This window comes from Natronosalvus rutilus, assembly GCF_024204665.1.
GTDB lineage: Archaea > Halobacteriota > Halobacteria > Halobacteriales > Natrialbaceae > Natronosalvus > Natronosalvus rutilus.
In genome coordinates, this window is record NZ_CP100355.1 from 880,362 (window position 1) to 904,698 (window position 24,337).

Here is a 24,337-nt window from a genome sequence, read left to right on the forward strand (position 1 = left end):
TAACGAACCCCGAATAACGAACCCCGAATAACGAATAACGAATCTGAATCACGAACCGCACGTTTCTTATCACCCCTGCACTACCACCCGAACGAATGGAACAGTCAGTCCTGCTCACGGGGGCTGGAGGCCGCGTCGGGACCGCGATCCTCGACGACCTCGCAGAAGACTACGACTGGCGGCTGCTCGACCGCGAGCCGCTGACCGGCGAGTACGCCGAGACCCACGACTCCGTCGTCGCCGACATCGTCGACGAGACGGCCGTCCGCGAGGCTATAGAGGGCGTCGACGTCGTCATCCACCTCGCGGGCGACCCGCGTCCGGAAGCTCCGTGGGACAGCGTATTGCGAAACAACATCGACGGCACCCAGACGGTCCTGGAGGCTGCCGTCGACGCCGACGTCGAGAAGGTCGTCTTCGCCTCCTCGAACCACGCCGTCGGCGCCTTCGAGACCGACGAGCGGACCCCGGACCTCTACCGCGTGCACGACGAGTTCCGCCTCGACGGGACGGAACTCCCCCGCCCCGGCAACCTCTACGGCGTTTCGAAGGCCGCCGGGGAGACTCTCGGCCGGTACTACCACGACGAGTACGGCCTCTCGGTGTGTTGCGTCCGGATTGGGAACCTCACGAAGGACCACCCGCCCGTCGACTACGAGCGCGGGCAGGCGATGTGGCTCTCCTACCGGGACTGCGCCCACCTCTTCGACCGGGCGATCGAGGCCGACTACGGCTACGAGATCGTCTACGGTATCTCCGACAACGACCGCAAGTACTACTCGCTCGAGCGCGCTCGTGAGGTGCTCGGGTACGAGCCGCGGGACAACTCGGCGGCTCACGAGTAAGGCGGCGGTTGCGAGACGTCAGCTTCTGCAGCGCTCACATCCGCATTCTGCAGCACTTACATCCGCAAGAACTGGGCGTGTCGCGTCCCCTCGAGTTCGAGGACGTGTTCGGCGTCGACGAACCCGGAGTCGATCGCCACCTCGACCGTTTCCGTTCCGACCAGGTTGGCAACGCTCGCCCGCGAGAGGCTGTCGATGACCGCTTCCTCGTCGACCGCGTCGGCCCCTTCGCCATAGAAGTCCTCGGTGACGGTGATGGAGGCACGACCGTCCGGGGCCTCGAAGGACTCTCCGAGGACGTTCCGATCGCAGACTGAGACGAGCAGACCTTTGGGCGTTTGGCGCTCGACGAGTAACATCGGGCCATCGTCGGCGCCTTTGACAGCCCCAGCGTCGGCATCCGCGTTCGCTCCGTCGACGTTCTCGCCAGTCGAAGCGTCAGCATCCGCATTTACCTTGCCGACGTCCTCACTGGTCCCAGCCTCGGCGTTCGAACTCGAGTTGACGCTCTCCTTGAGCGTATCCTCGTCCGATTCGAACTCATCGTCCGCGTCGGCGTTCGTCGACGTCACGATCACTCACGCATCTGCTCGCGCTCTTCGACCAGTTGCTGTTCGGCCTGTTCGCGCAGTTCGTTCGCCTCTTCGGCGAGTGCCTCGGCCTGCTCGTCCTCGCCCAGTTCCTCGAGAATCCGGGCTTTCTCCTCGAGAACCGGTGCGTTGCGGAGTCCCAGCCTGATCGCGTTGTCGATGGAGTGGAGCGCGTCCTCGGTGAGCCCCCGGTCGGCCAGGAAGAACGCCCGGTTGTACCAGCCCTCGGCGAAGCGGTCGTCGACCTCGACGGCCCGCTCGGCGTGGTCGAGGGCTTCGGCCGTCTCGCCGAACTCCCAGAGGGCGTAGGCGAGGTTGGTGTGAGCGGTCGCAGTGTGCTCGGGCGAGGCGCGGTCGTACTCCCCGGCGTCCTCTTCGGCCTCGCGGGCGATGCGGAGGGCCTCGCGGTGGGCGCCGATGGCCTCGTCGTACTCCTCGAGTTCGGCGTGGGCGACCCCCTTGTTGACCCAGGCCTCCTGCTCTGTGGCGGGGTCGTCGGTGAACTGTGCGGCGCGCTCGAAGGCCTCGGTTGCCTGCTCGTAGCGGTTGATCTGCGTGTAGCTGAGGCCGACGTCGATTAGTTCCTGGGCGTCGACGTCCTCGCTCCCGATCTGTCGCTCGTCGAGCATGTCGGCGAGTGCCCGCGAGTCGATGGGGTCGACCCGCGAGGGGTCGACGTCGAGTTCGGGCGGGTCGAGGTCGAACTCCTCGTAGGACTCGTCGAAGCCGGCCCCCTCCGAGAAGCGGTGCCTGCGGTCTGAATCCTCCTGGCGGTCGGTCATGTCCTCAGGTTGGGTAGCTGGCGGGTTAAGGCCTGCGTTCGGGTGACAGCCGATCAGGTGGTCGCCTCGAGCGGAGACGAGGAATTCTCATGTATTAAGTACGGGCCCGCAAAATTCGCGGGTATGCAAACGCTCCTGCTGGACAGCGAGGACGTCGACGAGAACGCGATGATGGCGGACGTCATCGGCGCGGTCGAGGACGCCTTCGCCGCCTACGAGCGCGGGGACGCACAGATGCCGGCGAAGTCCTACATCGACCTCCCCCAGTACAACGGGGACTTCCGGTCGATGCCCGCCTACCTCGACGCTGGGGACTGGGACGCCGCCGGGCTGAAGTGGGTCAACGTCCACCCCGACAACCCCGCCGACCACGACTTACCGACCGTGATGGGGACGATGATCTACTCCGACCCCGAGACCGCGTTCCCGCTCGCGGTGATGGACGGCACCGAACTCACGATGAAGCGCACCGGCGCGGCGGCCGCCGTCGCCACGGACTACCTGGCCGTCGAGGACGCTACGAGCCTGGGCATCGTCGGGGCTGGCGTCCAGTCGTACACGCAACTCGACGCCATCGCCCAGATTCGACCCATCGAGGAGGTCGTCGTCAGCGACCTGGACGACGAGCGCGTCCGGCGATTTGTCGACACCTACGGTGACGACTTCGACGTCCGCGAGGGCTCGATCAGCGAGGCCGGCCACTGCGACGTGCTCTCGACGGTGACGCCCGTCGAGACACCCATCGTCGGCCCCGACGACGTTGGGGAGAATACCCACGTCAACGCGATGGGGGCCGACGCCGAGGGCAAGCACGAACTGGCCGACGACCTCCTCCGGGGCGCTCGCATCGTCATCGACGACCACAAGCAGTGCACCCACTCCGGCGAGATCAACGTCCCCTACAACGAGGGCGTCCTCACCGACGACGACATCTACGGCGAGATCGGCCAGCTCGTCGTCGGCGAGAAGACCGGCCGCGACGCCGACACCGGCGTCACCGTCTTCGACTCGACCGGCCTCGCGATCCAGGACGTCGCGGCCGCTCACGTCGTCTACGAACAGGCCGCGAGCAACGAGAACGGCTCGCCGTTCGACCTCGTCGGCGTCCAGAAGTAGGCTCGAGTCGGGCGATTCACCACTTCTGGAGTACAGTCACTCGAGCAGTTCCGCGAACCCGAAGTTCGGCTTCACGTCCTCGACGCGAACCCGGACCGTCTCTCCTTTCTCGGTTCCAGTGACGAACAGGCGGTAGCCTTCTACCGACGCGATACCGTCGCCCTCAGATCCCGTGTCGATAATCTCGACCTCGAGTTCATCGCCCACCTCGACCGGGGCGGTTAGGCGTCCCTTGGCGAGGAGGTAGATCTCCGAGGAGGACTGCCGCGAGGCGTCGGGACTGGTCGCTCTGACGTACTGGAACTCGTCGTCGATGTCCGCCCGGAGGGCATCCACGTCCGGCCCCTCGAACACCTTTACCGCGAAGTTGCCCCCTGTGTCTAGCAACTCGAGGGCCGTCTCGAAGGCCATCCGGGCGAGGTGGAGCGAGCGCGCCTGGTCCAGCGAGTACTCTCCGGACATGTTCGGCGCCATGTCCGAGACGACGCAGTCGACGGGGCCATCCGCAGCGTCGAGGACCCGCTTCAGGGTCTTCTCCTGGGTCATGTCGCCCCGAAGCGTCTCCGTGCGATCGGCGAGTTCGGCATCCTCGAGATCCTTGATCCGCTGGAGGTCGACGCCGATGACACGTCCGCGGGGGCCGACCTTCTCGGCAGCCACTTGGAGCCAGCCACCGGGGGCCGCCCCGAGGTCGACCACGGTGTCGCCGCCCTCGATGAGCGACTCGAGGTCGTCGAGCTGTTTGAGTTTGTAGGCCGCTCTCGAGCGGTACCCCTGCTGTTTTGCGCGATTGTAGTAGTCGTCTTTCCCTCGTCCCATCAATCCCCACCTCGAATCTCGACTCCTCGGTTCGCCGCGCGTCCGAACGCCAGACGGTGGGCGCGATAGTCGGTCATGTTCCGACAGACGCGCTCGAGGGGGTAAGGCTTGACGCAATCGATCCCACCTCGGGCAGCGTGGAAGGAGCGAGTCGATTTTTTGGAAGTTTACTCGTGGCAATAGATGCCATTCCCTCGTATGGACATTCGCCACTCGCGGATTGTTCGTAGCAAAAGACGCCAGGACAGGGATTTGAACCCTGAATCCCGAAAGGGAACACGCTTTCCAGGCGTGCGCCTTACCGTTCGGCCATCCTGGCTCACTCGAGCATAGCCGGGTGGGTCGTTTAACTGTTACGTAAGGAGTCGACGGGCGTCACTTCCGCTCTCCGTCCGCGCCGTCGTCACCGGCCCGTCCTGCCGCCCACCGCGCCACTCGCGGCTCGAGGCGGTACGCCACCGTCGCAGTCCCGACGCCGACCACCAGCGCGACCAGTCCCGCTCGAGTCAGTGACACCAGCGGCTCGACGGCAAGGGCGTACCCCTGGACGAGCACGAGGAACGTCATCGCGCCGACGGCACCCCAGAGGGCGGCGGATTTCAGGCGTGCGTCCACGTTTACGGCTCCGACCACGACTCGACTACTCGAGGCTGGCGATCGCTTCGATCTCGATCCCGACGCCTTTCGGCAGGTTCGCGACCTCGAAGGCGCTCCGGGCCGGCGGCTCGTCGTCGAAGTAGCTCGCGTAGACCTCGTTCATCGCCCCGAACTCCTCGATGTCATCCAGGAGGACGGTCATCTTGAGCACGTCGCTCATGGCCGCGCCCGCTTCCTCGAGGACGGCCTCGACGTTGTCGAGAGCCTGCTCGGTCTGGACGTCGATCGGCTCGTCGTCGAGCAGGTCGCCGTCGGGCGTGAGCGGGATCTGACCCGCGGTAAAGACGATCGAGTCGTTGGTCGTTCCCTGGCTGTAGGCGCCGACGGCTGCCGGTGCGTCGTCCGTGCTGATGATGCGCTTCATGTGCGAGGCAACTCGACAGGGTGACTTAAAAACCGGCGAAACGTTCGGGCGGGGTTCGCGAACGAGGCCGACAGTATAAGCCGCCCGCGACCCGATGGCTCACCGATGAGGCCCTCGAGGTGGCGTCGCGGAGGTGCTTGCTCGCGACTACAATCCCGAGCACGCTGGCTCCTCGTCGTCGCGTTCGCGGTCGTCGTGCTCGCAGTCGTCGCTCTCGTCGGCTGCTGGCGCGTCGTTCGAGCGCGTTTCGTCGCCGACCGGCCGTTCTCTCCGCTGTTCGGCGGTCGCTACGTCGGCCCCGACTGGGCGGCCCGGAACGGACTCGAGACCGAACCAGTCGCGGGCGAACTCGAGGACTTCGACGTCTACGAGCGTCCAGGAACTGACCTCGAGTCCGGCCCGGTCGACGCGTTCGATCCCGACGACGTCCACCCCGCGGTTCGCCGCTTCTACGAACGGACGAGCGACTACGACCTCGTCTACGAAACGCGCTGGCACCGCGGCTTCCGCCTCGGCGCGTGGCTCGCCTCATTCGCGACCGCTCGCCTGGAGCAGCTCAACCTCCCCGGACGGAGTGACGGGCGGACGCGTCGCCTCGAGAGTCGACTGGCACGGGTTCCGACGTCGGCGGACCCGCGCGACGCCCGTGTCTGGACGCGAATCGATCCCGACTCCGGCGAGGCGGTGTTCGTCGCGACCTACGCGACCCACGAGCGAGCGGTCGTCACGTACGCGAACGTCGCCGTCCCCCTGCCGGCGAGCAACCTCTCGACGGTGCTCCGGCCGGAGCAGTGTTCGCTCGAGTCAGGTGCAAAGGGGGTGACCTTCACCACGCGGGGCCCTGGTGACGGCGGCCTCTTTCTGGTGACGCCGTTCGGTGCGATCCGCCTGCCGATGGAGCAGCAGTTTCGCGTCTGGCCGGTCGCGGGCGGCGGCCAGGACCGACTGCACGCCAGCCACGAGATGTGGCTCTTCGGTCGACAGTTTCTGACGATAGAATACGTGATCGAGGCGCGAGAGCGCAACTCGCGGTAGCGTCTCGAGGCGCTACTCCTCGATCTCGAGTTCGAACTGCTCGTTCTCGGAGACGGCGTTGAGGACGACGCTCGTGTTCGACTCCTTGATATCGGGGTCGGTGAGGAGGGCCTTGATCTGGTCGTTCATCCCGTCGGTGTCGGTGAACTTGCCGACGGCGATGACGTCGTAGTCGCCGGTGACCTCGTAGACGGAGATCATCTGCTTGTGCTCCTTCAGCGTCTCGGTGATGTCGGGGAGGGCGTTCCCCTCGACTTTCAGCTGGATGACGGCCGTGACGTCGTAGTCGAGGGCATCGTAGTCAATCTTCGGGGTGTAGCCGTGAATAACGCCGTCGTCCTCGAGCGCCGAGAGATGGTTCGAGACGGTGGTCACGGAGACGTCGAGATCCTCGGCGAGGCTGCGGAGGCTCGCCCGTCCGTCGCCCAGAAGTGCATTCACTAACTTTGCGTCGAGATTTTCGTACGTCATCACGTCTACCAACTCACTCCCACCATTAGAACTTTACGAATATCCAATTTCGATCGAGAGACGGGAGAATTGCTCACAACAGCAGGATTTTAGTAGTGGACATCGTTGAGGAGGACGACGAGAAGATGACAAGCGGAAACATCACCCCGACCGAACAGGCGGTGCTGGACGAAATCGAGGAGAAAGGCGTCGATTTCCTCCGGCTCCAGTTCACCGATATCCTCGGCGTCGTCAAAAACGTCGCCGTTCCGGCCCGCCAGGCCGAGAAGGCGTTCACCGAGGGAATCTACTTCGACGGCTCCTCGATTGAAGGTTTCGTACGGATCCAGGAGTCGGACATGCGTCTCGTGCCCGACCCGGACACGTTCGCCATCCTCCCGTGGAGACAGAGCGGCGAGAGCGCCTCGGCCCGGATGATCTGTGACGTCTACAACACCTCCACTGGCGACCCCTTCGAGGGCGACCCGCGCTACATTCTGAAGCAGGCAATCGACCGTGCCCAGGACCTCGGCTACTCTATCAACGCCGCGCCCGAACCCGAGTTCTTCCTGTTCGAGGAGGACGAAGAGGGCGGCGCGACGACCGAGACGAACGACGCCGGCGGTTACTTCGACCTCGCGCCGAAGGACCTCGCGAGCGACGTCCGCCGGGACATCATCTACGGCCTCGAGAACATGGGCTTCGAGGTCGAGGCGAGCCACCACGAGGTCGCCGAGGGACAACACGAGATCAACTTCGAGTACGACGACGCGCTCACCACGGCCGACAACGTCGGCACCTTCCGGACGGTCGTGCGCGCCATCGCGGCCCAGCACGGCTACCACGCGACGTTCATGCCGAAGCCGATCCCGCGGATCAACGGCTCCGGGATGCACACGCACATCTCGCTGTTCACCGAGGACGGCGAGAACGCGTTCCACGACGGCGACGACGAGTTCAACCTCTCAAGTACGGCGAAGTCGTTCCTCGCGGGCGTCCTCGAGCACGCCCCAGCGATCACCGCGATCGCGAACCCGATCGTCAACAGCTACAAGCGGCTGGTGCCTGGCTACGAGGCGCCCGTCTACGTGGCCTGGTCCGACCGCAACCGCTCGGCACTCATCCGCAAGCCGGCCGCTCGCGTGCCGGCGGCCTCTCGCATCGAACTGCGCTCGCCCGACCCCTCGTGTAACCCCTACCTCGCGCTGGCGGTCATGATCCACGCGGGTCTCGACGGCATCGAGAACGACCTCGAGGCGCCCGACCCGGTCCGGGAGAACATCTACGAGTTCGACGGGAAAAAACGCGAGGAGTACGGCATCGAAACGCTCCCGACGAACCTCGGCGAGGCAGTCGACGCCCTCGAAGCAGACGACGTCATCTACGACGCCCTCGGCGAGCACGTCGGACCGAAGTTCGTCGAGGCGAAGCGCCAGGAGTTCCAGGAGTACCTGGTCGACGTCTCCGAGTGGGAACTCGATCGGTACCTCGAGACGTTCTAGCGCTTCACTGGATCACCGCCCGCGTCGCTCGCTGGTTTCGTTCTTCTTCGTGCTGTCGGATGTGCCGACGAGAGGAGCGCACGGTCGTCCAATCGGTTCCTCCTCGAGCCCTCGACCCCGCTCAGGAGCGCCACTCCGAGACCCGATTACGGAGCCGTCCCGGAAGGCCGAGCGCAGAGATGCTGGCGCCGAACAGCACCATCAGCACGTAGACGCCCAGCGTCGACGTCCAGACGACGAGCATCGCCAGGACGGCCCACGGCCCCTCGAGGAAGTAGAACGCGCCCAAGGTCATCGCGGTGCCGTACAGCAAGACGAGGTACGGGCCCCAGCCGTGGGCGTGCCCCCGGCGAACGCGGCGACGGACGTACCGTTTGAGGTCGGCCTCGAGGGACTGGCGCCTGACGGTTCGGTCCTCGACGGAGGTCTCGAAGGACTCGAGCCGGTCCTCGAACTGTCGGAGTTCCTCGCGAAGGGCGGCGGGATCGTCCGCTCGGTCGCGGGTCCTGGATTCCCCGCGCTCTCGTGAGCGTGATCGTGATTGCGGCTCGCTCGCCCCCCGTGCTGGCCCGTCTCGCTCGTCGGCTCCAGTGGCGTCCTCGGACATCGCTTCTGTGGACACCTGTCGTGGCCCGTGACTTTGTAGCTGCCGATCCACGTCAATTCCGGCGAGGACGGCGTTGACCACGACGCCGAAGACGACGATCGCGGCGCCGACGTAGAGCCAGACGAGCACGAGCAGGACGGCACCGAGGACGCCGTAGACGCTGTACCCGCCCGCGAAGGTCGTGTAGAGCGAGAACACCTGTCCGAGCGCGAACCAGCCAACCGTGGCGATGATCGCTCCCGGGGCGGCCTCCCGGAGGCTCACCGGGACGTCCGGAAAGACGACGTACATCGGGAAGAACGCGGCGAGGAGGCTGATCAGGACAAACACCGGGCCGAAGGGGCCGACGGAGAACACGGGAACGAACTCGACGGCGACCTCGAGGACGGTGACCGCGCTGAAGCCGAGCGTGGCGGCCAGCAGGACGATCATCGAGTCCCAGAGGGTGTTCAGTAGCGAGGACGATCGCACGGTGCCGTAGACGGCCGAGAACATCTGGTCGAGGCCGTGAAGGACGCGACTGGCGCCCCAGATGAGGCCGACGGCGCCGATGGCCGTCGCCCCCTGTCGGCCCGTATCGTCGAGGAGTGTCTCCGCGAGGATCTGTCGGGCCGTGGGCGTTAGTACGTCTTCGGAGATTTCGGCCACCCGGGTTGCCAGTGGCTCGCCGCCAATCGACGCCGCTACGCTGAGCGACAGCAGCGACAGCGGCACGAGGGAGAGGAAGGCGTAGAACGCGACGGCGGCCGACAGCAACGTCAGTTGTTCGGTCCGTGCGAGCGAGAGGATACGATAGGTGAGCTGAATCGTGCGGCGACGGTCGATCACGGGTGGGTCTTCCTCGGCGAGGGTAATAGCCCTGCGGACGAGTGGGCCGTAACCCACCGCTCTTTCGAGCGGTCGATTCACCGTTGGTATCCACCAGACCTATTGTCCGAACTCCAAAAGGAAGCGACATGATCCAGCGTCGATGTCCCGACTGTACCGTGACGATGGAGGAGACGACGGTCCGGACCGGCAGCGGCTACGGGCTCCGGATCGACGGCGGCAAGCACGACGGCGTGCTCGGCAGACTCGGCCTCGAGACGACGACGAAACTCGAGGCGGTGTGCTGTCCGGAGTGTGGGCTCGTTCGGCTGTACGCGGACGTGGACGCGAACGGAGACGGGGACGGGAATCTCGAGGCCTGACGCGATCACGGCGCTGCCCTGATCCGACGGCCTGACCTCAGTCCAGGTTCTCCCTCGTCGCCTCGAGAATCTTGCCCACGTGGGCGTCCGTCTTGAACGTCGTCCCGCCGTAGTGGGTCTTCGAGGTGTCGTACCCCGCCGACTCGAGATCGGCCAGGAAGTCGGCCATCGCGTTGGCGGGCAATCCCCAGTTCTTGCAGAGCTTGTGCTGGTCGTAGTAGGTCGGTTCGTCGAGTTCGGCCTCGAGCGTCTCGAGGAGCGCCCGTCCCGTCTCGGCGGTCCCGAACTCGTCCGGGATTCGGTCGCGAACGTCGACGACGAACTCGTGATCCCGCATCGGACCTAGCCAGAGCGGGCCAGCGGCGAGCATTCGCCCTCCCGCACAGTTGGGGCACATTTCGAATGACAGGTCGGCGGCGGGCGCCAGCCCGAGCGCGGACTCGCGGTACAGGCAGTCCTCGCAGTGAACCAGGAAGCCCAGTTCCTCGAGGTTGGCGTCCGCGGCGGTCGGCTTCCGGTCGAGTTCGAGGAACGTGCGGACGTAGTGGCTGGTCGCGTGCGTGAGGAGCGGGGTGACGCCGACGTCGAACCGGGCGGCGCTCCGGGCGAGGCCCGAGAGCAGGGTCCGGACGCCCATTTCGGTGTGGTACTCGGTATTTCTTGGCACGGCGCCGTAGGAGCGAATCCCGCTCCTGAAGTGTGCGCCACACAGCGGCGCGGTGTCGGTCGCGGTGACGCAAACGAGGTGACGACACCGGGCGAATGCCGCGTCGGCGAACGGCATCGGCGTCCCGTAGGGGTCGAGGTCGATCACGTCGAAGACGGCGTCGTGCATCAGGGCGTTGACGTTCCGGTGGACGACCTCGGCGTCGACCCCGAGTTCGAAGCCAGCGCGCTCGAGGTTCTCGCTGGCGAGGTCCACGGCTTCCGGCTCGCGGTCACAGCAGGTGACGTCCCAGCCGTCGACCGCCGCCCGGAGGCCGCGGACGCCGCTCGCCGTCATCGCGTCCAGGTAGCGCCGGGCCCGGGGCTGGCGCTCGCGAAACGCTCGCAGGACGGCAATCGTCAGGTCCCGATTCAGCTCCTGGCGGGGGTTGTAAAACACCGACTCCTCGACGCCTTCGGTCTGTTCGCCGGGAACCTCGAACTCGACGCCACCCTCCGTCACGCGCATACCCGTTCTCGACGGTGGGGGGCGAAAAGCGGTGTGATTTCCATGTTCCCGCCCGGACACCCAAACCGATATGACGGTCCGACAGAGAGTACCGGACGTGCCCGAGTCGAACGCCGATCCCGTCGAGCGCTGGCAGGCCGACCTCGAGGAGGCCGGCGAACTCTCCCCCTCGATCGTCGAGCGTATCTCCCGCCTGCACGGTGACCGCGGGGTGCGCGCCATCGAGGCCGTCGCGGAGGGGCGGGTCAAGGTCTACCGGGATTTCACCGTCGTCGTGGGCTACGAGGACGAGTACGTCGTCGAGGACGGCGGCTGTACCTGCAAGGACAGCGAGTTCAACCTCGACGCCGACGACCCGACGGCGCTGTGCTGGCACGTCCTGGCCGTCTCGATCGGCCGTCGCGTCGGCCACGTCGACTACCACGACATGTGGTACTCCGACGTGCGCGAATTTCTTTAGTCCTCCATCTCCTCGTCGGGCCCCGTCACCGCGACCGTGTGCTCGATCAATGCCTCGTAGCCGCGTCGCAACCGATTCGAGAGCGCCTGCGGCGTGATGTCCATCTCGCTCGAGACGTCCTCGAGCGTGACCTCCGGCGAGGAGAAGTACCCGCGTTTCCACGCGGTCAACAGCGCCTCGTGTTGCTTGGCCGTGACGCCGAACTTCGCCCTGGACTGGGGGTTGGCCCGGTCGTACAGCCGCGTGAGCCCGAACGGGATCCCCCGGTCCTCACAGTAGGCGCTGAACTGTGAGAGGGCGTCGCCGTCGGGAAACCGCATCCGAAGCTCCCAGCGGTCGTGCTGGGCCGAGGCCTCGAGAATCGTCGCGTCCGTCGACGTGTACGCGTAGACGATTGCGTCGACGTCCCGGACCAGGCCGGCCCGGTACAGGGTCGCCTCCCGAAACCGATCGATTCGCGTGAGTCCCTGGACCGACGGGTCGTCCGCGGCAGCGGCCTCGAAGGCGCCAAGATCGACGCCGCTTACCCGGAAGTACGGCGTGATGAGTTCCTCGGTGGCGGCGACGCGTTCGATTTCGACGATGGCGTTCGACTCGGCCTCGAGCGTCTCGTGGAGGGCGAACGCCTCTGTTGGGACGGAAAACTCCGCGAATAGCGCCATCGTCGTCTGTCATGGGACGAGCGGTGGTAAAAACCCCTGGCCTCCCTGGGACGGCTTCGTTGGCAGTCGTAGAGATGTCGTCGAGCGCGACTCAGGCGTCCAGCACCTGTCGAAGTACGTCGGGCGCGTCCTCGAGCGCCTCGTCGAGGGCGTCGACGTTCGGTCCGCCACCCTGGGCGAAGTCGGCCGGGCCGCCGCCGCCACCGCCGACTCGCGAGGCGAGTTCGCCGACGACCTCGCCGGCGTTGACGTCGGCGCCGTCGGGGACCGCGACGACGAACTGCGCGCCACTCTCGCCGGAGCCGATGACGGCGATCTTGCCCTCGTCCGCGAGGGCGTTGGCCGTCGCCCGGAGTTCGTCCATGTCGGCGTCGATCCGCTGGACGACGGCGGTCGTCTCGCCGACCTCGACCTCCTCGCCGCCGCCACCACCGCTGGCGCGGGCGGTCGCGAGCTGTTCTTTCAGGGCCTCGATCTCCTTGCCGCGAGCCTTCCACTCCTCGAAGAAGCGCTCGGCGGTCTCCGGGACGTTCTCGGGGGAGACGTCGAGGGCCTCGGCGGCCCCGTAGAGTGCGTCCTCGGTCCGCTGGGTGGACTTGACGGCCGCGTCGCCGGCGGCGAAGACGAGTCGCTCGACGCCGTCCTGGACGCGCTCGGTGGTCAGGATCTTGATCGCGCCGATGTCGCCCGTGCGGGCGACGTGGGTGCCGCCGCAGGCCTGGACGTCCTCGGCGACGTGGATGAGTCGGATGTTCGTTCCCGGCGGAATCCCGCCCTGGTAGAGGTCGAAGCCGTGTTCGGCCTCGGCCTCGTGCCGGTGGGGCCACTCCTGGTCGACGGAGACGTTGTCCATCACCATGCCGTTGGCGACGCGCTCGATGCGTTTGACGGCCTCCCGGGAGATCCGGTTGTAGTGACGGATGTCGACCCGCGAGGACTCGACGCCCTTCTGGGCGCCCGCCTGGCGAACGTGCTCGCCCAGCACCTGCCGGGCGGCGTGCATGACGATGTGCGTCGCCGTGTGGTGGCGCATCAACTGGCGCCGACGGGGGGCGTCTAGTTGTCCCTTGACGAACTCGCCCTTCCCCGGATCCTCGTCGGTCCGGTGGGTGACGACGCCGTCCTCGATCTGGACGTCGAGTACGTCGACGGTCTTCTCCTCGCTCGAGAGCGTGCCCCGATCCGCGGGCTGGCCGCCACCCTCGGGGTAGAACATCGTCTGGTCGAGCACGACGTCGAAGCCCTCCTCGCGGTCGAACACGTCGAGGACGACCGCCTCGAACTGGGTTCGCTGCTGGTCGTCGTAGTACAGTTTCTCCGTCTCGGGGAGGTCGGCGAATCGCTCGTCGCCCTCCTCAGTGACTTCCTCGACCGTCGTCGTATCGTGGCGGTCGGCGACGAGACTGTAGAAGTCGTCGGGCACGTCCACGTCGGCGCCGGCGTCGGCGGCAATCTCTTCGACCATGTCGGGCTGGATGCCGTGGCTGTCGTAGAGTTCGATCAGTTCCTCGAGGGGGATCGACTCGCCCTTCTTCGCGTACTCCGCGGCGAGGGCTTCGACCCGCCGACCGCCGCGCTCGAGCGTCTCGCGGTACTTCTCGACCTCGGTGCGGACGATGTCCCGAACGGTGTCGCGGTTCTCGTACCCGAGGCGCTCGGCCTGCATGTCGACGAGTTCGTCGAGGGGCGCGTCGACGCCGACCGTATCGCACAGCCGCTTCGTTCGACGGAGCACCATCCGCGCGAGGTAGCCCGTCCCGACGTTCGAGGGGACGATGCCGTCGCCGAACATGTAAGCGAGGGTCCGGCAGTGGTCGGCGATGGCGTAGATTCGCTCGAGGGGCTCCACGAGGTCGCGGAGGTCGCCGACGTCGACGCCGAGTTCGTCCGCGATGTCGCTGTGGGCGGCCTCGACGTCGTCGACGTCGTCGATGTCGAGCTGGCCCGAGAGCCGCGCCGCCCTGGCGACGAGGTCGGCTTCTTCGTCGGTGTACTCGAGCCCCGCGTTGTCTTTGAGGAAGTCGATCATCTCGGGGTAGATCGCCTCGTAGACCGTCGCCGTTCCCTGGCTCATCCAGGTCCAGCGCTCGAGGCCGTAGCCCGTGTCGACGATGTACGTGTCCATGAAGGAGTAGGTGTTCCCGTCCTTGAGTTCGTACTCGCCGTCGGGGTCCTGCTCCATGCACATGAAGACCAGCGTGGCCAGCTCGAGGCCCTTGTAGATGACCTCGATGGCGGGCCCGGCGTTGCCGCCGCCGACCCACGGGTCCTCGATGTAGGTGACGTCGGTGATGTCCGCGCCCAGGGAGTCGAGCAGTTCGTCACAGAGTTCGACGGTGCGGTCCTTCCAGTAGACCTCGCCCTCGTAGGCGTACTCCTCCTCGGCGTCCTCGCGAACGTTGAACGCGTGGTGGGCCATCATCTCGAAGGCCATCGTGTGCCGGCCCGTCTTGCCCACGTTGTCGATGTCCTGCATCCGGATGCAGGGCTGGCTGACGGTCAGCGGGTTCGCCGGCGGCGGCGTCTTCCCCGAGGTGACCAGCGGCTGGAAGTCGTAGATCGACGCCTGCGTAAGGAGAACGTCGTCGCGCCAGCGATTGGCCGCTACCGGGTACGGATCGATGCGCTCGTGGTCGTGGTCCTCGAAGAACGAGAGGAACGCCTCGCGCATCTCCTCGAGGGTGTACTCCTCGGCGAATCCCGGTTCGTCGATGAAGTCGTATTGCTCACAGGGCGGTTCCCCGCAGGTCTCGCGATCGTGATCGCGCGTCCAGAAATGTGCCCCGCAGGAGGGACACTCCTTGCGTACGAACCCCTCCTCCTCGAAATACTCGAGTCGGTACTCCTCCTCCAGTTCACTCATTCGTACCTCGTACTGGCCCTGCAGGCGGTAAAACAGTTGCGCAACGGGTGTCACGGCCACGTTGCTGAACGCCTGGCATTTCCGTCTGCACGACCCGCGTGTCGTTCGAATCGACTATTGCGAGACACGTAAATCACGAAATTAATAAATACTACTGGTTGGAATTTCCGTTATAATGTTAGCGAACGAATGTGTGTCTCGACCCGGACGACGTCCGTCTCGAGGCCGCGACGGGCCGACCCTCCCCCGTCCGTCGACGACGGTCGCGGCCACGGCTGTGGCGACGGTCGCAGTCTCAGTCACGGCTGCAATAGTAAACGAGGTCGAACGTCGACGATGACGACGCGACGGTCCCTGCTGCGGAAAATCGGCCTGACCGGTATCGGCACGGCCACTGGCATCGCCCTCCTCCCGACGCCCCCTCACTCGACTACACTCCACGGCACGGTCGAGGGCGCCGAACCGCCTGCGGCCGCCGCCGACTGGATCGGCACGGAAATCACTACCGAGGACGAGACGCCCGTCGGCCGCCACCACTACGCACCGACGCGCGACGGGTTCGTCCCCACGGCGCCGTTCAACGTCGTGCTGATACCCGCTGCGGACGGTGAGGCGGTCCTCGAGCGTGTCATGACCGTCCTGGACGAGGAGGGCTGGGTCCGCAACCCGGTGGAATACACGCGATTTGCCTGGGATCGAACGACCGACTCGTACGTCCGCCAGCAGGCGACGGCCGCCCAGACCTACTGGGGGCCAGCGGTCGGCGCCACGTCCGGTGCTGGTCGTTCGAAAACGTCGTCTCGATGCAGGCTCACGAGGACACCGGCGCCCGTCCGAAACACGGCATCGCCTCCTACCGGCGGGGACGAGAGACCGTCGAGGCGATCTTCGACGCCGCTGGCTGGCGGGTCTCTCCCGGGGCGATCGATCTGACCAACGAGTCCGGCCCGGATCACGACGGACGCGCGACGCTCATCGTGGAGGACTCGTGAGCACCGACGTCCCCTCCCTCCCCGAGCGAGCGACGCCCGGCCCCGTCCTCGAACTCCTGGACCACCCCTGGATCGGCCTCGAGCGCCGGCGGACGGTCGCTGTGGGGGTGTACCTGTGTGGCCTCCTCGCACTGTTTTTGATCGGCTACTTCGGTGGACACGTGAGGATCGACGACGTCGTCCTCGACTCGCTGACGGTCGGTTTCGACTCCGTCAGAATGATCGCCATCGCGCTCGTTGCCCCGACGATTCTGCTGATTCCGCTCTGTTACGCGGCCTGGAACGGTGGCCCGGCGCTCTCGTTCACGCTGCCGCTCGTACCGGTGACCATCGGGGACCTCCTCGCCGGCGGATACGTCCTCGACCTGGACATCGCGCTCGCGTTGACCGTCGGCGCGAGCGCGGCCGCCGTCGCGCTCGTATCCGCCGACGTTCGGCGACTCGGCTCGGTTCGGGTGTGGCGCTCGAGCGAGACCGACGTCGACCGACTCCTGTTCGTCACGGCGCTCGTGGTTGTGGCGGCCGTGGGCGTCGGTCGGTTCGTCGCCGCCGCGCCGGCGTACGTGCTCGAGTGGTACGCCCCGTTCGGCGGCCTCTGGATTGTCGCTACCGCGATCCTTGGATTCTACTGGGTACGGTGGGCGTGGTCGCTGTCGGCGGATCGCGCTCGCTCGAGCGAGTCGGTCTGACGGCGAGCGCGGTCTCGACTGAACTCACCTGGATGGATCCGAAGAACTCCGGCACTGAACAACCCACAGATATATGTTAGATATCGCCCATTCTACGGTAACTCGAGCGTCGTTTCCAGCGTTCCGCCTCACCAGCTATGACCGATACCGTCCTCTACGTAACTGCTCCCGATGCCGGGCCGTCGGCCGATACGACCAGGTCCGAAGGCGTTCTCGAACTCGAACGCGAACTCGAGCGGGTAGGCCCGCGGTCGTCCGTCGAGTGCGTCGAATCGATCGAGGCCCTCGACGAGCGCGTCGCCGCTGCCGACTGCGTCGTCTTCGAGGAGGACGCGACCGGTGACGCGCCGCCGATCGGAACCGTCGCCGTTGCCTGTACTGGAACGCCGCTCATCTATTACGGTGATCCCGACCACACCATCGAGGCCGACTCGCGCGTCGATTCCACCTCGATCCGCGCCTTCGAGGGCGTCGACGGGTTCGTTCGCCGGACCGACGACTCGGCGGTTCACCTGGCCGACGAGATCGCCTGGCAGTGCGGACGGCAGCCGCGACAGTCGACGGCGATCGCCACGTCGGACGAAAGTGGCGACCGTCCGAAGGTCGCTCGCCTCCACCAGATGACCACTCGCCTCGTCGCGTGTCGCTCCGAGGAACGCCTCCTCGACCTCGCCATCGAGTCGGCCGAAGACATCCTCGGATTCGACGCGTCGTCGATCTCGCTCGCCGAAGAGCGAGACGGCGAGACGAAACTGGTGATTCGAGCTGGATCGGACGAATTCGACGACATCTCACGAGCACACGATCTCTCGGAGGGAATCCTCGGCAAGACATACCGGGAACAACGCTCGTTCCTGCTCAAGGAGGTGGCGGATCACCCCGACGCCCGTCCACACGAGGACGGCTACCGATCGGCGATTAGCGTCCCGATCGAGGAGTTCGGCGTCTTTCAGGCGATCTCGACCGACGAACGCGCCTACGACGAGTCCGACCTCGAGTTCGCCGAGTTGCTCGTGACGTACGTCGCCCAGACGCTCAGTCGCCTCCGCGTCGCGGAGACGTTACGCGAACGGCGCGAGCGCCTGACCAGGCTCCACGAGGGGACGACCAAAATCGTCGGCACGACCGACGAGGCGACGGTCTACGAGCGCGCGCTCGAGACGACGGAGACGGTGCTCGAACTCGACATCTGCGTCTTCCTCTCGGCGGACCTCGAGTCAGAGGAGCTCGTCCCCGAAGCCTACTCGGACACGATGGACGAGCGGTTGGCCAGGCGCGTCCCCCTCGACCACGGAATCGTCGGCGAGACCTACCAGCAGGGCGAGCCGTCGATCATCGACGAAGTCGTGATCGAGGACCCGGAAATCAAGGGCCTGGAACGATTCAAGTCGGCTATGACCGTGCCCCTCGGGGAGTACGGCGTCTTCCAGGCAGTCTCCGAGCAGTCACACGCCTTCGACGACGTCGACCTCGAGCTGGCGGAACTCCTGTGTGCCCACGTGACCGAAGCCATCGGCAGGGCGCGGGCCGAAGCCAGCCTCGTCGAGGAACGGGATCGGCTCTCGGCGCTGTTCGACAACGTCCCCGACCCTGCCGTCCAGTATCACCTCTCGGACGGCGAACCGACCGTCCGGGCGGTCAACGACCGATTCGAGGAGGTCTTCGGGTTCGACACCGAGACCGTTCTGCACGAGGACGTCGACGACTACATCATCCCGCCGGGGTACGAGGACGAAGCACAGCAACTCAACGAGGCGCTGTTCGCCGGCGAAACCCTGCGCGTGGTCACGCGGCGGCGAACCGCAACCGACGTTCGGGACTTCCTGGTCAACGTCGTCCCCCTCACTGCCGGCGAACGAAGCGTCGAGGGGTACGCCATCTACACCGACATCACCGACCAGAAGCGCCACGAACGCGCGCTCACGGCGAAGAACGAGCGCTTGGACGAGTTCGCCAGCATCGTCAGCCACGACCTCCGGAACCCGCTCAACGTCGCCCAGGGCTACCTCGAGTTGCTCGGCGAGACTGGCGATCAGTCCCACCTCGGGGAGATCGACGACGCACTCGATCGGATGGACGAACTCATCGAACGACTGCTCACGCTCTCGCGACGCGGCGACGTGATCGACGACACCGAGCCCCTCGAGATTCACGCGGTGGCGACGGAGGCCTGGTCGGCAGTCGACACCGCCAGGGCGACGCTGCAACTCGGCGAGAACCAGCCGCTCGAGGCCGACCGGGCGCGACTTCGGGAAGCGCTCGAGAACCTGTTTCGAAATTCGGTGGAACACGGCTCAAGCGGATCCGGTGGGGACCGAAACGGCGACGCGAACGACCTGACTATCACCGTCGGTGCCCTCGAGGACGGCTTCTTCGTCGCCGACGACGGCGTCGGCATCCCGCCGGATGCGCGCCAGTCGGTGTTCGAAACGGGGTACACGACCGCCAGCGACGGGACCGGCTTCGGGCTGAACATCGTCGACCAAATCGCCCGCGCTCACGGGTGGATCGTCGAGGTTACCGACAGCGAGGCGGGCGGTGCGCGGTTCGAGTTCCGGGAAGGGTCGCCCGAGGACGCTGCGTCGGAACCGGTTCCCGAGTCCACTGGCAGTACCGACCACCGCCACCCCGACCTCGAGCCACCGGCCGACGGCGGTGACCCGTCGGCGTAGTTACCGGTAGGCAATCCCGATCGACAGCAACGACGCGAGTCCCGCGCCTGTAGCCAGGAGAACGACGAGTCCGGCGTCGACCTCGAGCCAGAGCGCTCCCGCGAGCGGAAGAACCAGCACGCCACAGAGCATCGCAGCGGTTCCGAGTCGCTTTCCAGTCTCGCGATCGACGTTCGGCGTCGTCAGCAGGTCCCGGCGGTCGTAGCGCCGGACTGCCCACCCCACCCCGATACAGAGCGCGCTCGTTCCGAGGATTGCGGCGGTTCCAACGGCGCGTTCGGGGAGTTCGAGGTCAATCGCGACCGCGACCGCGAGCATCGACGCCCCGGCGACGCCCATCACGAGCGCGTTCGCTCGAGCGCTGGTATCGTCGACGGGACCCGTTCCGTACGCGCGACGGATCCAGCTGCCGTGGCGCAGGCTCGCCAGGGCGAGGGCGAGACAGCCGACGCCGACAAGGCCGACGATTGCGGCGCCGGGATCGACTACCATGCTCGAGACGAGAACTGTCGTCGACAAAATCGTTTCGTGGCGTTCCCGTTCGCTCGTGCTCTTTTCCCGCGAAATCACTCCTCGAGCGCCAGAGACGCCAGCATTGTACGTTCCAATACCCAGATGTTCCGTGAAATGACCTAATCGTCGACCCCGTACCCGAACACGAGTAGCTGACCTTCGTGCTCGACGTACCTTCCCAACGGATGTTCTGTCGAATCCTCGTCGTACGTGGGAAGTCTCTCGAGAGAGACAGCGGCTTCGTACAGTTTCTCTCGGTCCATCTCATCGGTATCGATCGTCACGACTTCGTACTCGCCGCTCGCTCGCTTTTCGGTTGGAAAGTCCCTCCCCGACTCCACTGACCGTGAGAGGATCTCGTCCAGCACCGGATCGTCTGCGATTGCTTCGTGCGTCGATCGTGTAACGTCTGCTTCAGATGGGACCTCAGTAACGAGAAGCGCGTACACTGCTCTCATCTGGTCGCTCTCGAGAGCACCCACTGTGTTAGTATCCGTCTCTCGAGGATCGTCGCTAGCGGTACTGGTATCCCGATTGAGACAACCGACGACCGGCGTTAATGCGCTGCTGCAACAGACCGCCAGTACCTGTCTACGATCCATACTCCCACTCGAAATAACATCTTTAAGTACTTTCTCCTCACCCACGCATAAAATGGCGGAGAGCACCTCTCGTGAATTTATCCACGAATCGAATTCGCCGTTGTCTCCTGCATCCGACCAGCGACCGAGTCCGACAGTCGATACGGCGTTCCACCCACGGATCGTTGAGAGCATCGTTCTGAACTTCCCTCCGCTGAGCAGGTCGGCTCCGACGAAGATGTTCCGGGGAACGGTAATCACTCCTCGAGCGCCAGCGACGCCAGCATGGCCTCGAGTTGCAGCCGCTCGTTCGCCCCCTCCGTGATCCGGTAGTCCACTTCCCCCAGACGCTCGAGCAGGCGCACCGTGGCCAGTTCCTCGAGATCGAACTCCCAGGCCGACCGGTGGAGTTGATCGATTACGTCGCCGCCGGCCAGCCCGCGGTCGGTGAGCAGCGAATCGAGGGTGGCCCTGGCGGCGGTGAAGTCGCCCGCGATGGCCTTCTCGACCATCTCCTCGACCTCCTCGGGGCGAGCAGTCGCGGTGATGGCGAAGACGCCCTCCTCGTCGACGGCGTCGCCCATGACGGCCGCGGCCTGCAGGCCGTTGATCGCCTTGCGCATGTCGCCCGCGGCGGCGTAGACGAGCGCGTCGACGCCGTCGTCGGTTACCTCGATACCCTCGGCGTCGGCGATTTCGCGCACCTGTGCCTCGACGGCGTCGTCAGAGAGTTCCGTGAAGCGGAAGACGGCGCAGCGAGACTGGATCGGATCGATGATCTGGCTCGAGTAGTTACACGAGAGGATGAAGCGCGTGTTGTGGGAGAACTGCTCCATGGTCCGGCGTAGGGCGGACTGGGCGTCGCTCGTCAGCGCGTCGGCCTCGTCCAGGAAGATGATGCGGTAGTTGTAGCCGCCGAAACTCGAGCGAGCGAAGTTCTTGATTCGGTCTCTGACGACGTCGATGCCGCGCTCGTCGGAGGCGTTCAGCTCGAGGAAGTTCTCACGCCAGTCCTCGCCGTAGAGTTCGCGGGCGACGGCCTGTGCTGCGGTGGTCTTGCCGGTGCCGGCCGGCCCCGAGAACATGAGGTTCGGCAGGTCGTTTTGCTCGACGTAGCTCACCAGTCGGGGGACGATGTTCTCGTGGCCCTTGATCTCGTCTAACGTCTCGGGCCGGTACTTCTCGATCCAGACCTCGGTTCGCCCGGCGACCGACTCCGCCTGGCCTGTCGACTCGGCGTCGCCAGGCGACGGCTCGGACTCGTCTTCGCTCATGTTCCCGACGAGGGGAGCGCCGGCAATAAAACGACCGAAGCGGCGTTCGTGCCATCAGCGTAATTGTACTACCGACGTGGCCACGCCACCGACTTTATCGTGCCACCGACGGACCACGTCACTCGAGGGCGAAGGCTACGGTAGCGCCCATCGGTTCCGCCCCCGGCGAACCCCACCGTGGCGTTTTATCGTCGAGCGCGGCGTACTATTCACTGGTAGAATGTCAACAGAATCACAATTCTCGACTCGTATCGTCGCAATCGCCGTCGCGACGCTGCTCGTCCTCGCGCTCGTTCCCGGCGTAGCGCTGGCCCAGTCGGGAACCGGCGTCGGCGGCAACATCGTCGTCAGCGAGGGCGAAACCGTCGACGAGGTCAACGCCGTCTCGGGGAACGTGATCGTCGAGGGGACCGTCACCGGCGACGTGAACGCCGTCTCCGGAAACGTGATCGTTGCCGAGGGCGGCGAGGTTCGCGGGGACGTCAACGCCGTCGGCGGGACGGTCCAGATCGACGGCCGCGTCGCCGGCGACGTCGCGGCCGCCGCCGGAACCCTCGAGGTCGGCGAGGGCGGTACCGTCGACGGCGCGCTCGAGGCCGGTGCCGGGACGGTAACCATCGACGGCACGGTCGCGGGCGATGCGACGATCGGCGCTGATACGATTACCCTCGGGGAGTCGGCGGCCATCGGGGGGAATCTCCGGTACGACGGCGACCTGCAGGGGAACACCGACGCCGTCGCGGGCGAGATTACCCAGGACTCGTCGCTCGGCGTCGACCTCGCACCCGTGATCCTCCCGCTGGCCTCGTGGATCGCGGCCGCCTATGCGCTCGCGGCGAACCTGCTGCTGGGTGTGGTCCTGCTCGCGCTCTTCCCCGGGTTTTCGGACGGGGTCGCTGCTCGAGTCGCGTCGGATCCGGTTAGAACGGGGGTGATCGGACTCGCGGTCCTGATCGGCGTACCGATCCTCCTGTTCGCGGTCGCGCTGACCGTGATCGGCATCCCGCTCTCGCTGGTGGGAGCGCTGGCGTTCGCCTTCCTCGTCTGGGTCGGGGTGGTCTACGGTCGATTCGCCGTCGCCGCGTGGGCGCTCTCGTTCGCTGACGTCCACAACCGCTGGCTCGCACTGGTGGTCGGCCTGGTCGCCGGCGCCCTCATCGGGCTGGTGCCGTTCGTCGGCTGGTTCCTGAACCTGCTGGTCACGCTCCTCGGCCTTGGAGCGCTCGTCGGCGGGCTACTCGCGCATCGTCGTCGGGTCAGACAGTCGGCCACCGACGCCGGTCGCCCGGAGCCCGGCGACGCCGCCACGTGAGAACGTGAGCGACGCGCTGAAGTGCTCGCGCCGGCAACTTCGAGCCGAATACGAATGACAGACCGCGTAACCGTCGACGTCAAAGGCGAGGGAACTCGCGAACTCGAGTTCGCGGCCCTCGAGCACGACGGCGACGTTCCCACCTACACCGACGCCCTCGCCGCCGTGGACCTCAGCCCCCACGAGGTGAGCGTCCTGGTCGACGGTCGTCCGGTGCCTGAGGATCAGCCGATCGACAGCGAGACGATGACCGTCCTGCGGTTGATCAAGGGCGGGTAGACTCGAAATCCGGACGCTCTCCTATATTACTACATTCCCTATAGCATTGCTGTATTAGCCGATCGAACGGGCTGGAATGCCACTAGCGACGGCTCTCACCGTCGCTCGAGTACCCGCTCGCCAGCGACTCGAGCGCGTCGGGCTCGGGCGTCCGGTGGTCGACGAACAGCGGCGTGATCGACACCTCGCCGTCGGCGACGGCCCGACGGTCGGTGCCGACGGGATCGGTCAGATCGACGTCCACGCTGGGATCCAATGGGTCGTAGAAGTGATCCCAGGCGCGGTAGGTGCCGTCCGGTCGCTCGTCGATCCGCACGTCGAAGTGGTAGGTGGGTTCCGTGATCCTGATCCGCGGGTCGGACTCGCCGGCGGGCACGTTGACGTTGAGGTAGTCGAACGGCCGTCGGTCGCCGAGCTCGAGGGTTTCCCGGACCAGGTATCGGGTAATCCGCTCAGCGTCAGCGTACTCGTCCCGCCCGAACTCGCGGCTCCCCGTCACGGAATCGTACAGCGAGAGGGCGATCCCCGGCAGGCCGAGGAAGCCGGCCTCGATGGCCGCACAGACCGTCCCCGAGCGCTCGATCTTGTGCGCGCCGAGGTTGGGGCTGTCGTTACAGCCGGAGACGACGACGTCGAACTCTCGCTCGAGTTTGCCCCGTCCGAAGTGGACGCAGTCGACCGGCGTTCCGTGGACGGCGTAGCCCTCGGTTCGTTCCTCGACGGTGAACGTTCCGGAGTCACTCCGGGAGATGCCGCTCCGGTCGTCGGCGGGTGCGACCATCGTCACGTCCGCGACTGGCTCGAGTGCGTCGTAAAGCGCCCGGATTCCAGTCGCGTCGATCCCGTCGTCGTTCGTCAGCAACACGGCCGGTCGGGCGGACATGCCTCGTTCTTCGGCGGCCACGACTA

25 protein-coding genes and 1 tRNA gene are annotated in these 24,337 nt (G+C 65.9%); 11 read left to right on the forward strand and 15 right to left on the reverse strand.

Annotation, left to right across the window (positions count from 1 at the left end; genetic code table 11):
- Positions 1 to 95: 95 nt before the first annotated feature.
- Entirely contained in the window at positions 96 to 845 is a 750-nt protein-coding gene (gene azf / locus NGM29_RS04355) for an NAD-dependent glucose-6-phosphate dehydrogenase Azf (RefSeq protein ID WP_254159182.1), read from the forward strand.
- A gap of 56 nt (positions 846 to 901) precedes the next feature.
- Here the strand turns inward: azf and NGM29_RS04360 are convergent, their stop codons facing one another.
- Positions 902 to 1,204: a DUF424 domain-containing protein gene (locus NGM29_RS04360; protein WP_254160410.1), complete on the reverse strand. Its 303-nt coding sequence runs from the start codon at positions 1,202 to 1,204 to the stop codon at positions 902 to 904.
- 215 nt (positions 1,205 to 1,419) lie between these two features.
- Complete coding sequence (locus NGM29_RS04365) at positions 1,420 to 2,217, reverse strand: tetratricopeptide repeat protein (RefSeq protein ID WP_254159184.1); 798 nt, start codon at positions 2,215 to 2,217, stop codon at positions 1,420 to 1,422.
- 123 nt (positions 2,218 to 2,340) lie between these two features.
- On the opposite strand from NGM29_RS04365, the gene NGM29_RS04370 reads away from it, so the two are divergent.
- Positions 2,341 to 3,333 carry an ornithine cyclodeaminase family protein gene (locus NGM29_RS04370; RefSeq protein ID WP_254159185.1) on the forward strand — a complete coding sequence of 331 codons (993 nt, stop codon included), beginning with the start codon at positions 2,341 to 2,343 and terminating at the stop codon, positions 3,331 to 3,333.
- Positions 3,334 to 3,369: 36 nt separating this feature from the next.
- Here NGM29_RS04370 and NGM29_RS04375 read toward each other — a convergent pair whose 3' ends face one another.
- The 4 genes from NGM29_RS04375 to NGM29_RS04390 all read right to left on the reverse strand — a co-directional run bounded on the left by NGM29_RS04375 (position 3,370) and on the right by NGM29_RS04390 (position 5,173).
- Entirely contained in the window at positions 3,370 to 4,152 is a 783-nt protein-coding gene (locus NGM29_RS04375) for a 23S rRNA (uridine(2552)-2'-O)-methyltransferase (RefSeq protein ID WP_254159187.1), read from the reverse strand.
- Positions 4,153 to 4,389: 237 nt separating this feature from the next.
- Positions 4,390 to 4,471 (reverse strand) — tRNA-Ser (locus NGM29_RS04380).
- Positions 4,472 to 4,527: 56 nt separating this feature from the next.
- A complete protein-coding gene (locus NGM29_RS04385; protein WP_254159189.1) occupies positions 4,528 to 4,767 on the reverse strand; it encodes a DUF7981 family protein in 240 nt (79 codons plus the stop codon).
- A 25-nt stretch (positions 4,768 to 4,792) separates the two neighbouring features.
- Positions 4,793 to 5,173: a Rid family detoxifying hydrolase gene (locus NGM29_RS04390; RefSeq protein WP_254159190.1), complete on the reverse strand. Its 381-nt coding sequence runs from the start codon at positions 5,171 to 5,173 to the stop codon at positions 4,793 to 4,795.
- Positions 5,174 to 5,278: 105 nt separating this feature from the next.
- Here NGM29_RS04390 and NGM29_RS04395 point away from each other — a divergent pair, with 105 nt between their 5' ends.
- On the forward strand, positions 5,279 to 6,208 hold the full coding sequence (locus NGM29_RS04395) for a hypothetical protein (protein ID WP_254159191.1): 930 nt from the start codon (positions 5,279 to 5,281) through the stop codon (positions 6,206 to 6,208).
- A gap of 12 nt (positions 6,209 to 6,220) precedes the next feature.
- Here NGM29_RS04395 and lrp read toward each other — a convergent pair whose 3' ends face one another.
- On the reverse strand, positions 6,221 to 6,679 hold the full coding sequence (gene lrp / locus NGM29_RS04400; RefSeq protein ID WP_254159192.1) for an HTH-type transcriptional regulator Lrp: 459 nt from the start codon (positions 6,677 to 6,679) through the stop codon (positions 6,221 to 6,223).
- Positions 6,680 to 6,804: 125 nt separating this feature from the next.
- Between lrp and glnA the strand changes: the two genes are divergently transcribed.
- The gene (gene glnA, locus NGM29_RS04405) at positions 6,805 to 8,160 is read left to right on the forward strand and encodes a type I glutamate--ammonia ligase (RefSeq protein ID WP_254160412.1); all 1,356 of its coding nucleotides are present in this window, start codon (positions 6,805 to 6,807) and stop codon (positions 8,158 to 8,160) included.
- Positions 8,161 to 8,281: 121 nt separating this feature from the next.
- Here glnA and NGM29_RS04410 read toward each other — a convergent pair whose 3' ends face one another.
- A complete protein-coding gene (locus NGM29_RS04410; protein ID WP_254159193.1) occupies positions 8,282 to 9,595 on the reverse strand; it encodes a YhjD/YihY/BrkB family envelope integrity protein in 1,314 nt (437 codons plus the stop codon).
- Positions 9,596 to 9,723: 128 nt separating this feature from the next.
- On the opposite strand from NGM29_RS04410, the gene NGM29_RS04415 reads away from it, so the two are divergent.
- Entirely contained in the window at positions 9,724 to 9,957 is a 234-nt protein-coding gene (locus tag NGM29_RS04415) for a hypothetical protein (RefSeq protein WP_254159194.1), read from the forward strand.
- Positions 9,958 to 9,994: 37 nt separating this feature from the next.
- Here the strand turns inward: NGM29_RS04415 and NGM29_RS04420 are convergent, their stop codons facing one another.
- Positions 9,995 to 11,131: a tRNA (guanine(26)-N(2))-dimethyltransferase gene (locus NGM29_RS04420; protein WP_254159195.1), complete on the reverse strand. Its 1,137-nt coding sequence runs from the start codon at positions 11,129 to 11,131 to the stop codon at positions 9,995 to 9,997.
- 70 nt (positions 11,132 to 11,201) lie between these two features.
- Between NGM29_RS04420 and NGM29_RS04425 the strand changes: the two genes are divergently transcribed.
- Positions 11,202 to 11,591, forward strand: a complete 390-nt coding sequence (locus tag NGM29_RS04425) for a hypothetical protein (RefSeq protein WP_425499220.1) — start codon at positions 11,202 to 11,204, stop codon at positions 11,589 to 11,591.
- Here NGM29_RS04425 and NGM29_RS04430 read toward each other — a convergent pair.
- Together NGM29_RS04430 and alaS are read right to left on the reverse strand one after the other, a co-directional pair.
- Positions 11,588 to 12,253, reverse strand: a complete 666-nt coding sequence (locus tag NGM29_RS04430) for a helix-turn-helix domain-containing protein (RefSeq protein ID WP_254159199.1) — start codon at positions 12,251 to 12,253, stop codon at positions 11,588 to 11,590. The two genes, NGM29_RS04425 and NGM29_RS04430, sit on opposite strands and share 4 nt — an antisense overlap.
- A gap of 91 nt (positions 12,254 to 12,344) precedes the next feature.
- The gene (gene alaS, locus NGM29_RS04435) at positions 12,345 to 15,116 is read right to left on the reverse strand and encodes an alanine--tRNA ligase (protein ID WP_254159200.1); all 2,772 of its coding nucleotides are present in this window, start codon (positions 15,114 to 15,116) and stop codon (positions 12,345 to 12,347) included.
- Between the two features lie 336 nt (positions 15,117 to 15,452).
- Between alaS and NGM29_RS04440 the strand changes: the two genes are divergently transcribed.
- The 3 genes from NGM29_RS04440 (at position 15,453) to NGM29_RS04450 (ending at position 19,469) form a co-directional block, all read left to right on the forward strand.
- The gene (locus tag NGM29_RS04440; protein WP_254159201.1) at positions 15,453 to 16,049 is read left to right on the forward strand and encodes a hypothetical protein; all 597 of its coding nucleotides are present in this window, start codon (positions 15,453 to 15,455) and stop codon (positions 16,047 to 16,049) included.
- 55 nt (positions 16,050 to 16,104) lie between these two features.
- Entirely contained in the window at positions 16,105 to 16,797 is a 693-nt protein-coding gene (locus NGM29_RS04445) for a hypothetical protein (RefSeq protein ID WP_254159202.1), read from the forward strand.
- Positions 16,798 to 16,934: 137 nt separating this feature from the next.
- Positions 16,935 to 19,469, forward strand: a complete 2,535-nt coding sequence (locus NGM29_RS04450; protein WP_254159203.1) for a GAF domain-containing protein — start codon at positions 16,935 to 16,937, stop codon at positions 19,467 to 19,469.
- Here NGM29_RS04450 and NGM29_RS04455 read toward each other — a convergent pair whose 3' ends face one another.
- From NGM29_RS04455 to NGM29_RS04465, 3 genes are all read right to left on the reverse strand, one after another.
- Positions 19,470 to 19,961, reverse strand: a complete 492-nt coding sequence (locus NGM29_RS04455) for a hypothetical protein (RefSeq protein ID WP_254159204.1) — start codon at positions 19,959 to 19,961, stop codon at positions 19,470 to 19,472.
- A gap of 140 nt (positions 19,962 to 20,101) precedes the next feature.
- Entirely contained in the window at positions 20,102 to 20,824 is a 723-nt protein-coding gene (locus NGM29_RS04460; protein ID WP_254159205.1) for a hypothetical protein, read from the reverse strand.
- Complete coding sequence (locus tag NGM29_RS04465; RefSeq protein ID WP_254159206.1) at positions 20,821 to 21,837, reverse strand: replication factor C small subunit; 1,017 nt, start codon at positions 21,835 to 21,837, stop codon at positions 20,821 to 20,823. Before NGM29_RS04465 ends, NGM29_RS04460 begins: the two co-directional genes overlap by 4 nt.
- Before the next feature lie 220 nt (positions 21,838 to 22,057).
- On the opposite strand from NGM29_RS04465, the gene NGM29_RS04470 reads away from it, so the two are divergent.
- Positions 22,058 to 23,149 (forward strand): bactofilin family protein, encoded by a 1,092-nt coding sequence (locus NGM29_RS04470; RefSeq protein WP_254159208.1) that lies wholly within the window; start codon positions 22,058 to 22,060, stop codon positions 23,147 to 23,149.
- Positions 23,150 to 23,203: 54 nt separating this feature from the next.
- On the forward strand, positions 23,204 to 23,428 hold the full coding sequence (samp2, locus tag NGM29_RS04475; protein ID WP_254159210.1) for a ubiquitin-like small modifier protein SAMP2: 225 nt from the start codon (positions 23,204 to 23,206) through the stop codon (positions 23,426 to 23,428).
- 82 nt (positions 23,429 to 23,510) lie between these two features.
- Here samp2 and surE read toward each other — a convergent pair whose 3' ends face one another.
- On the reverse strand, positions 23,511 to 24,311 hold the full coding sequence (gene surE, locus NGM29_RS04480) for a 5'/3'-nucleotidase SurE (protein WP_254159212.1): 801 nt from the start codon (positions 24,309 to 24,311) through the stop codon (positions 23,511 to 23,513).
- Between the last annotated feature and the right edge of the window lie 26 nt (positions 24,312 to 24,337).

What these genes read in the sequence shown, in the direction of transcription:
- azf (WP_254159182.1), top strand. Translation starts at nt 96, where the DNA reads ATGGAACAGTCAGTCCTGCTCACGGGGGCTGGAGGCCGCGTCGGGACC.
- NGM29_RS04360 (WP_254160410.1), bottom strand. Translation starts at nt 1,204, where the DNA reads ATGTTACTCGTCGAGCGCCAAACGCCCAAAGGTCTGCTCGTCTCAGTC.
- NGM29_RS04365 (WP_254159184.1), bottom strand. Translation starts at nt 2,217, where the DNA reads ATGACCGACCGCCAGGAGGATTCAGACCGCAGGCACCGCTTCTCGGAG.
- NGM29_RS04370 (WP_254159185.1), top strand. Translation starts at nt 2,341, where the DNA reads ATGCAAACGCTCCTGCTGGACAGCGAGGACGTCGACGAGAACGCGATG.
- NGM29_RS04375 (WP_254159187.1), bottom strand. Translation starts at nt 4,152, where the DNA reads ATGGGACGAGGGAAAGACGACTACTACAATCGCGCAAAACAGCAGGGG.
- NGM29_RS04390 (WP_254159190.1), bottom strand. Translation starts at nt 5,173, where the DNA reads ATGAAGCGCATCATCAGCACGGACGACGCACCGGCAGCCGTCGGCGCC.
- NGM29_RS04395 (WP_254159191.1), top strand. Translation starts at nt 5,279, where the DNA reads ATGAGGCCCTCGAGGTGGCGTCGCGGAGGTGCTTGCTCGCGACTACAA.
- lrp (WP_254159192.1), bottom strand. Translation starts at nt 6,679, where the DNA reads ATGACGTACGAAAATCTCGACGCAAAGTTAGTGAATGCACTTCTGGGC.
- glnA (WP_254160412.1), top strand. Translation starts at nt 6,805, where the DNA reads ATGACAAGCGGAAACATCACCCCGACCGAACAGGCGGTGCTGGACGAA.
- NGM29_RS04415 (WP_254159194.1), top strand. Translation starts at nt 9,724, where the DNA reads ATGATCCAGCGTCGATGTCCCGACTGTACCGTGACGATGGAGGAGACG.
- NGM29_RS04420 (WP_254159195.1), bottom strand. Translation starts at nt 11,131, where the DNA reads ATGCGCGTGACGGAGGGTGGCGTCGAGTTCGAGGTTCCCGGCGAACAG.
- NGM29_RS04425 (WP_425499220.1), top strand. Translation starts at nt 11,202, where the DNA reads ATGACGGTCCGACAGAGAGTACCGGACGTGCCCGAGTCGAACGCCGAT.
- NGM29_RS04430 (WP_254159199.1), bottom strand. Translation starts at nt 12,253, where the DNA reads ATGGCGCTATTCGCGGAGTTTTCCGTCCCAACAGAGGCGTTCGCCCTC.
- alaS (WP_254159200.1), bottom strand. Translation starts at nt 15,116, where the DNA reads ATGAGTGAACTGGAGGAGGAGTACCGACTCGAGTATTTCGAGGAGGAG.
- NGM29_RS04440 (WP_254159201.1), top strand. Translation starts at nt 15,453, where the DNA reads ATGACGACGCGACGGTCCCTGCTGCGGAAAATCGGCCTGACCGGTATC.
- NGM29_RS04450 (WP_254159203.1), top strand. Translation starts at nt 16,935, where the DNA reads ATGACCGATACCGTCCTCTACGTAACTGCTCCCGATGCCGGGCCGTCG.
- NGM29_RS04455 (WP_254159204.1), bottom strand. Translation starts at nt 19,961, where the DNA reads ATGGTAGTCGATCCCGGCGCCGCAATCGTCGGCCTTGTCGGCGTCGGC.
- NGM29_RS04465 (WP_254159206.1), bottom strand. Translation starts at nt 21,837, where the DNA reads ATGAGCGAAGACGAGTCCGAGCCGTCGCCTGGCGACGCCGAGTCGACA.
- NGM29_RS04470 (WP_254159208.1), top strand. Translation starts at nt 22,058, where the DNA reads ATGTCAACAGAATCACAATTCTCGACTCGTATCGTCGCAATCGCCGTC.
- samp2 (WP_254159210.1), top strand. Translation starts at nt 23,204, where the DNA reads ATGACAGACCGCGTAACCGTCGACGTCAAAGGCGAGGGAACTCGCGAA.
- surE (WP_254159212.1), bottom strand. Translation starts at nt 24,311, where the DNA reads ATGTCCGCCCGACCGGCCGTGTTGCTGACGAACGACGACGGGATCGAC.